Origin of the sequence: Pseudomonas sp. P179 (assembly GCF_000478485.2) — a bacterium.
GTDB lineage: Bacteria > Pseudomonadota > Gammaproteobacteria > Pseudomonadales > Pseudomonadaceae > Pseudomonas > Pseudomonas aeruginosa.
In genome coordinates, this window is sequence record NZ_KI517354.1 from 1,604,555 (window position 1) to 1,618,616 (window position 14,062).

Here is a 14,062-nt window from a genome sequence, read left to right on the forward strand (position 1 = left end):
CCAAAGGCCGGGGCATCACGCCCCGGCTTCTTGGGCAGGTAGTTTTCGGTACATCCAGAGAACGGCAAATCCTTACAGGGGGTTCAGTCCAGCGTTGCGCGGGTGCGCTCCAAATCCTCTCGCATCTGCTGCCGCATCGCTTTCGGTGCGGTCTTCGCTATCCGTTCGTCCTTCGATAGCGACATTTCGCGGACTCGTCGCATGATGTCTGGCACTCGGATGGCCATTGGCTGGTCAGGGTTGCGCCGATTCCAGTCGGCTATTGCTTGCCGCGCGCGCTCAACCTTGCCCTGGTCTTTCTCGAAGATGCCGGCCGCCCACATGCTGCGAATTTCCTGGGCTTTCAAGTTGTAGAAGGCCTTTGCTTTCTGGTTGAGCATGTTGGCCCCTTGGATAGTGGCTACGCTGGCCGGCTGGAAGCCGATGGACTTCATAGCGGCCTCGAGCACGTTGGTGTCGAGCACCTTGTAGCCCTTGGCGTCCCTGTACATGCCAGTGGCCAGCATATCCACGCCTTTGGCCGCATTTCGCACCGCGCCCGGCGACATCTCCAGGATACCGCTGCCGATATCACCTCCCAGCACCTTGCGAGTACCACTCGCTATTCGGCTGGCAAAGTCTCCCATCGGGCCAGCTATTTCCAGGACGTCTCGCGTATGGCTGGTCTTTTCAGTTAGCAGACCGGTTCCGGGTATCAGGTTCCCCATACCCAGCCGGCCCGATACATCGAGCGGAGCCCCAGGCAGCCCGGACACCCCGCGATCAATGAAGTCGGCAAGCACCCGACCGAACAGACTTTCCAGAAACTCCTGTTTGGCCTTCGCGGTAGAAAAGTTGTAGCCCATGAGTTGCGCCGCACCGTCGATCAGGTCTTCGGCGTCTTCGGCGAACGGCAAGCCACCGGCGCCGCCGACGAGCAGCAGCATGCCGATCATCAGGGCAGCAGCCTTCCGACCGTCCTTGCGCTCCTGCGAACCAGGCTCACCCTGATTCCACAAGCGATGCATCAGCTCAAGATAGGCCACGCTGTACGTCTTGAAGGTCATCAAGGTGCCGCCGACGGCACCACGCCCCCAGCGCATCTTGCTGGCCTTGGAGTATACGAACTGCGTCTCGCGCACGGCCCGGCGCGCGAACTCATCAGGATTGGCCATGTTCTGCGCTTTGGCGATGCGATACGACGCGATGTAGGTCATGCGGCGGTTGATCTGCTCTGCGGCGCCGAACAACTTGCCCCAGGCCATCGACAGGCGCGCCACGCTGTTGGACGCAAGTGCTCGAGCATCACCCAAGCGCGTCCCGTCCCCCGCGCGCAGCGAGCCGCTGCCGCGGGCCTGCGCCATCAACTGGTGGACCTCCTGCGGGGACACCACCCCATCATCCTCGGCGCGCTTTAATGCCCGGGCCAGGTCCGGCTCGAACTGATAGGACCGATGCGCCATCTGACGTGCTGCACGCCCCAGTTCCGTCGCAGCGCGCTTCACCCCGCAATACTGACTCAGCCAGGGAAAAGTCACTTGGACCGGTTGGGTCATGTTGACGAAGGCAGACGCGACGGAGCCGCCGAGGTACTGTGCAAACAGCAGTCCGCGCACCGCCTGCCCCTCCTCTTGCGGGTTCTTGATGTAGTCGGCCAGCCGTACCGCGGCGTCCTTCAGTTCGCCCTGCGCCTGCGGGATGCCGTTCACAGCCTCGGAAAGGTCGCCCATGTGCAGGCCGGCGGCGGTTTGCCGCGCATTGGAGTATACGAACGAAGCCAGTACCCGCCCTACGTCCTCGCTATAACCAGCGATGCCCTTTCGGTGAATAAGCCGGCGCATTGCGCTGCGGTTGGTCTTTGTCAGGCGCAGGTAGTCTTGGAAAGCCTGATCACGTGCGCTATCGCCCTGTGAGTCGAAACCGAGGGCGTTGCCGAACAGTTCCAGCGTTTCCGGTGTGATGCCAGCGAATAGCTTGTACGCTTCCTCGGACAGGGTGCCCTGGCTCACGGTGGCGCCAGGAAACGCGCCACGCATCTGCTCGGCCATCTGGTTGGCCTCGCGCTTCGTCTCGAACAGGCTGAAGTATTCACGCTGACCGTCCTGACCCACCACGTCCACTGTGTACTTGCCGAAGCGCGACAGCGGTGCATAGCCCTCGCCCTGCAACTGGGCGACCTTCTCGGCGCGATCCGTCATGCCGTGTGCCAGGTTCAGCAGGTTCGTGGCGCGTTCCGGCCATGCATCAGCCATCTGCGCCAGGTGGTCGCGCAGTATCGCGGCGCCCTCCTGCGCATCGGCCGCGTCCATCACCTGGTCGCGCAGTTCCTTCACATCCTCGCCGCCGAAGCGCAGCATGTCGGCGCGGGCCATGGTGTCCAGGCTACGGTCGGTGGCGGCGCGGAACTCGCGGTACAGCGCGACCTGAGCATCGTTGAGCTTCCATATGTCGCGCAGCTCAGCGTCGGTCCAGACGATGCCTGCCTTGAGCATCTGCGACTCGTAGCGGCTGTCGATCATCTTGGCGAACTGCTCGGGGCTCAGGCCGCGCCAGGCGCGCAGCAGTCCCTCGGGAATCTTGCCCTGCTTCCGCAGGATGTCCGCCTTCTCGTCGGCCGTCAGACGCATGGCGCGCTCAGCCAGCGAATCGACGCGCACCGGCTTGCCGTCCACGTCGCGCGCCCACATCAGCGTGCCCTCGAATACCGGCTTGGCCACCGCCTTGTTGTCCTCAGCGCCCACCGGGGACTTTGCGATGTCGCGCCAGGTTTCCAGCTTCGGCAGCAGTTTCGGCGCCAGATCAGCCGCATCGCTGGCGTAATAACTCACGTCATCGATAAATCCTTGCGCCGACTCGAAGACCGGTTTGAATGCCGGGGAACGCTCTGCGAGGTTGTACATGGTGCCGATGGTCTTGTGCCACCAGGACAGGCCTCCCGGAGCGCTGAAGGTCTTGTTCAGTTCGGCGGTAGCCTTGCTGGTGAGTTCGCGCAGACCGGAGCGACTGAACTGCGGACCTTCGGGTTCATTCAGGCTTGCGGTCAGCAGCCGCTGGAGTACACTGGCTACGTCTCCTGAACTGGACGAGCCGGAAGGCTGCACTGCCATCGTGGCATCAGCACCGGATACTCGACGGTTCAGGAGATATTCTTTTGTGGCCACCGAATGCAGATACATGCGCTGCATGTTCGGATCGCGGCGCACCAACACGGTCACGATGTCATCCTTATCGTCGATCACCACCGGCGCCGATACGTAGAAACTCTCCCCCTTCTCATAGTCCGCGCGGTGAACCACCACACCACGCTCCAGCACGTCCTTGACGGCCGCGAACGCCGAGAACTTGTATGGGTTGGCCTTGCCATGCGCCATCGAGTCGCGCACAGCGCGCATATCCAGCACCACATCGCCCAGGTCCGGGTTCACTGCCTTGCCACCTTGAGACTCGAATAGCTTCGCCGCCCACTCGCGAACCGCAGCGAAGCCCTGTGGTGCTTCATTCCCCTCCAGGATGGCCACCGGCGGACCTTGCAGCACGCGCGCCTTGCGCATGTCGTCCTGGCTCATGGCTAGGCCGTCGCCCCGTACCCGGCCTTCGGCGGCGCTTTCCACACCAGCCATCGCATATCGCACCAGATCGTCCACGCTGATACGGCCAACCGGCAGACCGTGGCGCAGCATCCACTGACGGATGTTGGCCAGGAACCTACGCAGGAAGTCACCCACCTGCTTGCCCAGCGCACTGTCTACCCAGGACAGGAACCGGCTATCAGCCTCGGCGAACCCCTGCTCTCGCCCTTCAATAACAGCCTGCTCCACGATATACGGAGCGGCCTCCTTCATGTTGCGGCTCTCGCCGGCCTCGATCATGCGGCTGGCCACACGGTCCAGGAAGGTGCGCAGTTCGGCGCTCCGCACTTTGCCGCGATTCATCAGCATGGCGTGGGCAGCCTGGTCGAGATTCTGCCGCTGCTGGCCGTGAACCATTTCGTGAAGCACCACGGCCGGTGCGGTTACCGGATTCAGGTTCGGGCCGACCAGAAAAGTTAGACCTGATCTGGCATCGTAGAAGCCATTGATGCGCCCGCCATCCTCAAACAGTTGAACGGCATCGCTCAGTGCGGTACCGGATTTCCGCGCGTAGGTGTGCGCGATGCGCAACGGGTCGGCGCTGTCGATCACCACCAAGCCGCCCCGTTGTCCTTCCTTGCCGCGCTTCAGCATCTTGCGCACAGCCTGGCCCAGTGCTGGGAACTGCAGGTCGAAAGCACGCACCAGGCTTTGCGAGGTCATCGGCGGACGCCCCGTCAGGTTCTGCGGCAACGGGCCATTCTCGATGTCGCGGCCATTGAACGACACCAGCACCTGACTTGCAGGGATGTCCGCCGACTCATCGGGTGCAATGTCCCGGCGCAGGCGCGGCGTCATTTTCAGCCGAGCCTGCGTGTTGCGCGCCTCCACCTCTCCAGCCAAACGACGATAGGTCGCCGCACCAGTCTTGTCGAAGTTGCTGACGAAAGCCCTGGCCGAGCCGCCCATGGCGAAACCTTCCCGGATCTGTATCGCATGCTGGAGTTCGTGCAGGATCGCCGAGGCAACCTCGGTGCGGGGCATGTTCGCCTGAACCTCAACTTGGTTACCAGTGGCGAACCGGCGTAGGCGAGCCAGCGCAGTGACGCCCTCTGGCATCACTGCCACCGGGATACGCTGCAGGTCAGGATATGCAGCGAACAGTTGAGGATGGTTGAGCACATCGCCGACGGTCGGTCGACTGCGCTCGTCGTTGATCGCATTGAGGTGGGCCATATTGATGATGGCGCCAGCAGTCTCACCGGCCACGGCGATGCTGGCCTGATGATCGCTGATTTCGAAGCGCCACTTGCCATCAGCGCTACGGTGCCAGCCGGTATCTCGGCGAACGACCTCGGCGTTTTCGCCAATGGCGATGCGCTGCTGTGCTGTGCTCAGGGCATGCAGGTTGGCGCCGACAGCATTGCGTCCGGCGAACGAATACTGCACGGGCGGTTGTTCGCCGGGCTGCGGCGCTGGAGACTCTTCGGCTGCCGGCTTATCGATCACCACCATGCGCGCGTTCACGCCGGTATTGACGGGTAGCGCCGGGTCCATAAACGAACCCTCCGGCAGCCGTTCACTGGTGGCGCCCAGGCCGTCCAGCCAGGCGCGGAAGTTCTCGGCGGCCTTGTTGCTCTGGAAGAAGGCGCCTTCGCTCATGATGGCAACCAGGCGGCCGCCGGGCTTCAGCAGGCTGTAGGCGTGCTGTACGTGCTGGATGTCGCGCCCCTTGGAGAATGGCGGGTTCATCACGATACGGTCGTACTGCTTGCCGGACACGTCCATGAAGTCGGATCCGACCAGGTTGTAGCCCTTGGCCTCCAGCAACTCGCGGCGTTCGCCGGAAAGCTCCACCACGTCGGGCTCCACGCCGGTCTGCTCGCGGATCGCATCGGCCATATGGCCCATGCCGGCGGAAGGCTCCAGCACGTCCATGCCTCCCTGGATGTCGGCGGCGTCGATGGCTTCCTCGGTGACGACGGTCGAGGTCGGGAAGAAGTCCAGTCCGTCATTTCGGCGGCCGATCATGGACCGTTCCATTTCCCTGATCTTGTCGGGCTCGGCGGGCGCCTCGCGCAGCGCTACGAACTCGCGCAGTGCAGAGCGGTACTCGCTGCCGGTGAGGATGCCCATGCTCTCCAGGCGCTTGCGCTTTTCGTGCGCACTCTCCAGCGCCCACGGAACGTTGATCTTGCTGCCGCTGCGCCGACCCAGGGCCTGCACCAACTCGCCACCGAACTCGCCGGACAGCGTGATGCGCTTGTCGCCGTCGCCCTGCCATAGGCCCAGCTTCATGGCTTCGCTGGGGGCCATGACGATGCGGTTCTGCCCGCGTTTCACCGGAAGCACGATGGCCTTGCCGGTGAGGCCGGAGCGGCGAATGGCACGTTCGGCATCCTCGCGGCTCTTGAAGTCGGCGAACTGGTCACCGCGGGTGAAGCGGCTGACGGACAGAAGGTTCTGCTTGGCCCAGTCGGTGTAGGCCTCGGTCACGTCGTCGGCGACCTTCTCCAGGCGCGCGGCCAGTTTCTTCAGGCCGTCCACGTCCGCCATCTGGCGCGCCAGGCTCGCTAGGTCGGAGCGCATGGCGGTGTAACTGGGGAAGGTGGAGTAGTCCACCGTCTCGGCGTCCACCGGCTCGCCGCGGTGTTTCTCCTGCTCGCCGTAAGTCGGGTACTTCGCACGAATCTGCGCGTCCTTCGCATTGCGCAGTTCCCGCGCCAGGAACTCCACTTGCACTTTCTGCCGCACGGTGTCCAGGAACTTGGCCTTGCCGCCCTCGATGGCATCGGCCAGGTTGTTCATGGTGGCGGCCAGTGCCTTGTCGGACCGCGCAGAGGCCTCGGCGCTGGCGGCCATCCGCGCACGGCGCTCGGTGTTCTGCTTGCGCTCGCGGTTCAGCGCTTCATCGGCCCGCTCGTTGAGGGCCTGAGCCATGGTGCGCAGTCGCTCGGCGGCGCCCTGACTGCGGTCATCCTCGAAGGCGTCGCGGCGCGCTTCTGCAACGGCCTGCGCGTCGGCGGTGTCGCCTGTCACCAACTTACGGAATGCTTCGGCCGCCTCGCGGGTGCGGAACTGGAAGCCGGGGACGGCGCCATTTCCACGATAACTGCTGTAGCTGCCGCCCAGCCGCTTCGCCGAATTGTTCAGGGTGTCGTAGTCCTCGCGGCTGACGCGCTCGGCCAGTTGCACAACGAACAGGTCATGCCCGTGCTTGGTGTGCTTCGTCTCGATGATGTCGCCGGCCGTAGTCTGCCCGGCGCTGGCTACGCGGGTCTTGGCTTGTGCCTTGGCCTGCTCACGCAGGGCCTTAGTGCTCTCGGCCTCCAGTTCGTCGTAGCGAATACGCTGTTCCGGCGTCAGGCGCATGAACGCCTCCCGCAGGGACTCCCCGTGCGCCTCCATGTTGTAGCTCACTGCCTGGCGGAACTCGGCGAGGGTCTGCGGGTTGGCGACAGCCTTCTGCTGCGCTTCCCGGCGGGCCTGGACTTCCTGCTGCGCCTCGGCGACCTCGGCGGCGTGTGCCTTGATGTCGTCGTCGGTGGTGTTCGCCACCAGCTCGGCCAGCGCGCTGGCCTTGGCCTGGCGGTGCGCTTCTAGGCCGGCAGCCGACATCACGTAGCTGCTCGGGCCGTAGCTGCGGCCCAGCGCAAATTCCTCCAGCACGCGACCGGCCAGGGCATCGACAATCGCTGCCTTCTTCTCGTTGCGGTAGCGGTGGAAGAAGCTGTAGCCGCCTGACTTCAGCAGGTCATCCTTCTTCATAGTGCCCAGCTCGGCCACCAGGGCGTCGCGGGCGTTCTGCGTACGCTCGAATGCCTGGCGGAACTCGTCGGCGGTCGCCTCCCCACTGCGCGCGCGCTGCATGAGGGCTACATGCGCATCGAGCGTCGGGGTTTTCGAATCGTTGGGCTGCGCGGGCTCGGGCTTGGGTGCCTCTGCCGGTTCGGACTCGGGCCGGGCTGCATCCTCGGCGCGCACGAAATCGACCAGTTCACGCACGCGGCGTTTCGACTCCGGCACGCTCATGCCGCGCTCACGGAACAGCGCCGCCAGGTCGAACTTGTCGCTGGTCAGCACGCTGCCATCGGTCGGCGTCAACTTAATGCTGGTCGGGTAGCCATCCTTGCCGAAGTTCACCCCGGCAAGGTGCGCGGCCTTGGTGATCGCCACCGGCTCGCTGCCCTTCTTCCAGGACAGAATCCTGCGCATCAGGCTGCGGTCCCCGTCTTCCTTGCGCTGCGCCTTGTCGGCGCGGGCCTGCTCGGCGGCCTGGCGATCTGCCGCCTTTTCCTCGTCGGTACGGGCGTCCAGGGCCGCCTGGCGCACGCGATCCTGATTGGCCTTCTGCCAGGCCACGAATGTGTCGATGGCGCGGTCGTAGGCGCTGTTGCGCCTGTCCGCCTGCTTGCTGTTCAGTCCAGAACGCCCGACAACATAACCGCTGTAGGTGCCGGCGCGCACGTTCATCAGGCGTCGGTACTGGGCCAGGTAATCGGCGCGCAATTCTCGTGTGGCTTGCTCCACGGCCGCCTGCTGAGCATCGGTGCGCGCCACGACAGCGCCCGCGTCGCGGGCCACGTCGATGTAGGTCTGGAACTCATCCGCATCGGACTTCGCTCGCTGGCTGCTGCTGTTCGAGATACCGGAGTAGCTGGCGGCGGCTTCCTTCAAGGGGAACTCATCGGCGGTTGGCGCCCCCTGTGTTGCGATACGGCCGGCCGGGCCGCGCTTCATGTCGCGCGCATCCGGCGCCGTCATGTGAGTGCGCTCGCTCTCGCCCGGGACATCCACCCAGGTGTCGCCTTCCTTGCGTACACTGCGCACCGTGACGGTCCAGCTTCCCGATTCGGTCGGGTTGTAGCTGATAACCCTGTCGTAGTTGGCGCCGTAACCTCGCACCACGTTGCCGGGGGTGAAGTATTCGGCGCGGGCCTGGGCCTCAGCCTGGAACCTCTTTGCCAGCACGCCGCGCGGCCTCTTCTTCGGCACATCAGGAGCGGCTGGCTCAGGCACGGACCTCACCTGTCTCGCGTCAACCGTGGCACCCTGCCCGCTGCTGGCATCGGTGGTGGAACTGGGAAACTCGTGGGCCAGTTTCACCAGGTCGCGGATCGGGGCATCCAGGCGAATCACCCTCACCTCTTCGCCGTTGTCGCGGGCGGCCATCCACTGGTGATGCCCATCCAACACGTTGCCTTCGCGCGAAACCAAGATGGAGCGGTTGCCACCCTCGAAGTCCTTGGCCTTCGCCACCTTGTCGCGGCTGAATTCAGCCTGCGTCGGTTTGAGGGTATCTGCGGGAACTGTCTCTTCCTGATGCTGCACGCCACGAGCGCTCAGGAAGTTCACCATCGCGCCGCGGTGCTCGGCCTTGATCTGCGGCATGTCGGCGCGAGGGATACCCACGGTGCCCGATTCCTTGCTGAACTCCGCCCACCCTTCGCCGATGTCCTTGCCTTCGATGCTGGGCACCTTGGGCTTGTTCAGGCTCGCCAGGTGCTGCTGGATCGGCACCGCTTCGTATTTCTCGGTGTTGAGCGCGTCAACCTTCTTACGGTCGAACGTTTCCGCGATCACCTCACCGGTTTCCTTGTTTCGGATGACCCAGCTTGCGCTGTTGTCGGTGGCGGTAGACTTCGGCGCCAGTGGCTTCAGCACGCGGGGCTGCACAGCAGGCTGTTGGCCGAACAGGTATTCCTCGGCAGCGTCCTTATCGGCCCGCTGCGGCTTCGCCAGGTTCGCCTCGAACTGGCGCGCGTTGAACTCGTCGCCGCGCGAGCGCGCTTCATCCAGGGCATTCTGCATCAGCCACTGGTCCACGGCCTTGATGGTGCTGGTCGCCTTGCGGCTGGAGTCCACGCTGACCTTCGGGAAAGGCGTCGTCTGCCGCCCGCTGCTGGTGGTCACTACTTCGCCACTGCCCAGCTTTCCGCCCACCTCTCCGCGACGCACGGCCTGCAGCGCCGCAGGCTGCTCGGGCTTCTGTTTGGCCTGGCGTACCTTCGAAATGGCGTCCTTCAGGTTGGTCGCTTTCGCCTCGGTCGCAGGTGCTGCCGGTACGGATTCCGCTGCCGGCGCCAGCGATACAGCCGGTTGTGCGGCTTGCGCCTGCTGCGCGTCAGCCTTGCCTTGGGCCTGCTGGATGTCGTCCTGCACGCCGATTGGCGTCGGGGCTTGCTGCTGCGCCGCCTGGTCCAGGGCGAAGCCGCGAGCGCGGGCGGCTAGCTCCACCCGGCCAGCGGCGTTCTGGTGGCGCTGCTCATCCTGCTGATCCTCGGCGAGGATCGCGGCAATTTCATCGGGGCTCTGCGCGGCCTCGATACGCTTCACGCGCTCACCGACGCGCTGCATGTAGCCGGCATCCGGCGCTGGCGCGAGCTTGTCCAGTTCCTCCTGCAAGCGATCGCGCTCGGCGATTTTCTTCGCGTCCCATCCGGTGGCACGGGCTTGCCGGCGTACAAATTCCAGGCGGCCCTGCAGATCGGTGACAGGATCGGATGCCAGCAGATCACCCTGCTCCGCTGTAATCTCACCGGTTTCCGGGTTGACCTGATCACCTTTCCTGCCGCTCTTCTGCGCCTCCTCGGCTGCCTGCTGGAGCGCGGCTTGTTGCACCATCTGGTCAGTTGCGCCACTGTCCACGGCCTGCGCAGCAGCACCAGACAGTGGCCCAACAGCCGGGTCCAGACCCATCTGCTCGGAGCGCTTTGGGGCCGCCGGGACCGGAGTCACATCGGTGACTTCACCTCGACGGATTCGGTCCAGACGTTCAGCCTCTTGCTGACGCTGTGCCTGGGTAGCGGAGTTCTGGTCGACCGTGGTCCGGACCTGGCCGTCAGAACCAGCCTCATACACTGGAGCTGGGAGTGCCAGTGGCGCAGTCGTCTCGGTCTGCCCCTCAAGGCCCGGGGTACTCTCGAAGGTAGCGTCCGCATCCGCCAGGCCACGGGACGCTGCCGGCTGACCGCCATGCAGAACCGCCGCCGGCCCACCCATGGCCATCCCGGCCAGCGTTCCCATTACCATCGCTTCATCCAGGCCGCTGGCCCAGTCCCGTCCCAGCGCCAGGTTTTGCAGAACCTGCTCAGATGCGGACTGTGGCAGTTCCTCAAGGAAGCCCTCGGAGATTGCGCCCTCTATCACCTTCCGCGGAATGCTCTTCGCCGGCATGGACGCCAGCTCGCTGACCAGTTGTCCTGGGTTGGCACCACCAGCGAGGAGGGTATCCGCATCACCGATACCCAGTTTCTTGGCCAAGCTACCGCCGGCAAGGGAAAACAGACTTCCCAACACACCAGTGGCCACCGCAGCTCCCGACTGCGCCGGAGTGAGCAAGCCGTCATCAGTTTCTTGGCGGATCTGCTCTGCTTGCTGACCAGCCATAACCGCCCCTTCGCCAGCCGCGCCGGCTGCCACAGGTGCCAACGCTGGAGCCAGCGCCCGAACGCCACGACCGACCGCGCCCCCCGCCAACATGGAAGGCAAAGACTCCGCTACGGTGTTCACGACCATCGACGGGTTCTGTACAGCATGCAGCGTCTTGTCTACGACGCCATCAGCATCCTGAAAGTCCTGCTGTTGCTGTTTGTACTGATCGGTGTGCAGATCACTCAGGAAATCCTTCGCCTCCCGGGGCCGGAAGCCGAGCATGCCGTCCTGGTTCTCGAGGAACTTACCTACGCGGCCCTCTGTTGGGATATCAGCGAGGCCAACAGCCGCTTCCGGAACCCCAATCACCCCCTTGGCCACGGATAGGCCAAGGTCGCGCGCATGCCCGATCAGGCCTCTTCCCTCCTCCTTCGTCTCGCCACCGAACTCCTCCCACGGCTTCTCGCCACCAGTTACTGGCTGTTGAGACGCGAACTCTTCCCATGGCTTGCTGGTATCGGCCATTACACCTTCTCCCAATTATTCTGGTCGGCAGGGTTCCCTCCCTTGAACCGGTATCCACTTCGCACCTCACCAGTTCGCGGAGCGACGGGTTGCGCCGACTGCGTTTGCTGGTCGATAAATTGTCCGGTCTGGTTGTTGAGTACTCGTGCAGGGCGCGTCAGAAGTTGCATGGACTGCGGGTCGTACTCCTGGCCGCCAGGTACCACGGTGAAGCGATTCGGAGCGTCCTTACCGGCAAGCACACGAATCTGTTCGGCGATCGCGGCGCGGTCTTCGGGAGCAGCCTTGTCGTACTGCTCGTACAGCTTCTCGATGCGCTGGGCGGCGCGGGTTTGGAAACCCCTGGCCTCTTGCTCACCAGCCAGGCGTTGGCGATCGAGTTCGTTGGAGGCGAGGAAGCGCGCGCCCTGCCCCATTTCCTGTAGAGCAGCGCGCTGATTGGCGCCCTGCTGCTGCACCTGCTCTCGCGCCAAGGCCGTGTCGTTATTCGCCCGAGTGCTCGCCAAGGACGTAGCATTGCGGTCATCGCTCTGCTGGAGCCCGAACAGGTTGTCGATCTGGCGGGCAGTTAACTGCCCGTTCGGCGAACCGCGATAAGGTGTTGAGGCTGCATTCAAGGCGGCCTGGCGAACGCTATCGGCCCGAGAGCTATCGGGAACCACGGTTACTCGAGGCGCGCTGGAGTTACCGGCGTTGTACTGAGCCAGCGCGTCCGGGGTCATCGGCGGTACCTGAGAAACAGTACTCGGACTGAACCCCATACCCACATCAGGCGTTCGGGCCAGCAGGTTCTCCACTGCGCGCTGGTTTTGAGCACTCCGCTGACCACCTGGGGTGAACCCGGCAGCTTGAGCTTCCCCGTTAACGGTGTAGCCCGGGCGGATTGTTGTGCCGGAGAAGCTGTTGCCCACCCGCGTCACGTTGTTGGGCAGGTCCGAGCCACCGGCGCCTGGCATAGCGGCTCCAGTATTCGCCGCCGACTCCAACGCTCCGGTAGGCGAACCAGCAGCCGGCAACACCTGGCCTCGCCCGGGCACAGCACTGGAACTTGGAGCTGCTGCACCCTGGGCCGCTTGCTGACCACGAAGCGCCGGCGGAGTGTCATCCCATCCGAATAGCCCTTTACCGAAGTTGACCACCGGTTCAGCCAATCGACCGACATCCTCTCCAGCATCAGCGAATGCTGCCGGAACCGCCGCAAGCGCCCCACGCACGCCAGTCCCAAAGCCTCGGGCATACTCACCAGATGCCCACTGCTGCGCTACGTCGTCACCCGTCCCGCGAAGAACCGAATCGGTTCGCCAGCCTGGTCCCTCGGTGCGGTACTGCGGAGTGAAACCAGCAGCTTTAGATCGATCAGGGCCCGTTACCGGTTGATCAAACTGAGCCTGCATCCTTGCAGCTCTGGCCGGGTCATTACCTTGTCGCGAGGGCGCGAAGCCTTGCGCCGACGGCGCATCTGGCAGCGCACCGGACTGCGCCACAGCCTGTTGCTGCCGAGCTGCATCCGAACGTGCCTGGGCGTTGGCGGTATAGAGGTTGTCGCTGTAGCCAGGCGCCACTCCTGGCTGAAGATTCGCGGCATCAGCAGTGCGCTGCCGATGCACAGCCATTGCTTGCCGTTCAGCATCGATATTGGCCTGCGCCCTTGCCATGGTGGGGTCTGCACTGTAGCCGCTGGTGGCTACGGGAGCCGATGCCTCCGGCACAACGCCAGCAGCACGCTGGGCGGCGGGCGTGTTGGTGATGTCGAAACGGGTCTGCTTTTTACGCTCTTCATCAACAACCCCGCCGTCGGCGAAGAACAATTCTGGCTTCTCGGCGCCATTCCCTCCCCTTTTACGCGGAGAGAACCCTTTTGCCTGCTGGGCTACCGGCACATGAGTGGCATTCTTCACAGCGTCCAGCGCCTGCACGCCAACGGCGTGAACCTGCTCGGGAGGCATCTGGTACTCGCCGTTACTCAGGCTGACCGGGACCGGCGCCCCCATACCCTGCAACGCCGCTTCCCCAATCTGCTCGGTCGAGTCGGCCGGCATGATGTAGCTGCCCGCAGGCACCTCGGTGTCGATGTCGTCTGAGGTGCCAGAGCCTGGACCACGCACCCGCCCACCATCTGCAAATCGTTGCTTGGGCTTGGCGCCCTTCTTGAATCCGTACATGGGATGCCTCTAAAACGGCTTGGATACAGATTCAATCTTGCTGCTCGTCTCATTTTTGGACGAACCCTACAGGGGGCTATGGCGTATCCACTTTCCGCCAATGAACCAAAAGCTATATATTCCGGGCGCACAACCGGAGAAAAGTACTTGTGAGAAATCTATTGTTCCTACTGACAATTATCTCCACCTCTTCAATAGCAGGAGACTATGCAACATGCATTTTGGATAAAATGCCAGAAGTGCAAAACGATCAGACTGCCCGGGTGGTGATAAGTCTTTGCGCAGGCCAATACCCAAATGCACTCTTAGAGGTTGAACAAGGGTCTGGGAGAGGATTATTTGGCTACAAGTCAGGCAGAGATTGCATGATGGCAATAGGAAAGGAGACACCGAGCAACTTAGCTGGCCGCATGATATTCATTGCATGCAGCAAGCTGTATGACGAAGAAAAAA

The 14,062-nt window shown here is 63.6% G+C and carries 2 protein-coding genes; both read right to left on the reverse strand.

What is annotated here, in order from left to right; all coding sequences use genetic code 11:
- Positions 1-83: 83 nt before the first annotated feature.
- A complete protein-coding gene (locus tag HMPREF1224_RS45785) occupies positions 84-11,447 on the reverse strand; it encodes a PLxRFG domain-containing protein (RefSeq protein ID WP_010793292.1) in 11,364 nt (3,787 codons plus the stop codon).
- Positions 11,447-13,609, reverse strand: a complete 2,163-nt coding sequence (locus HMPREF1224_RS20090) for a hypothetical protein (RefSeq protein ID WP_010793293.1) — start codon at positions 13,607-13,609, stop codon at positions 11,447-11,449. Before HMPREF1224_RS20090 ends, HMPREF1224_RS45785 begins: the two co-directional genes overlap by 1 nt.
- Between the last annotated feature and the right edge of the window lie 453 nt (positions 13,610-14,062).

Coding starts and splice junctions, on each gene's coding strand:
- HMPREF1224_RS45785 (WP_010793292.1), bottom strand. CDS start 11,447: ATGGCCGATACCAGCAAGCCATGGGAAGAGTTCGCGTCTCAACAGCCA.
- HMPREF1224_RS20090 (WP_010793293.1), bottom strand. CDS start 13,609: ATGTACGGATTCAAGAAGGGCGCCAAGCCCAAGCAACGATTTGCAGAT.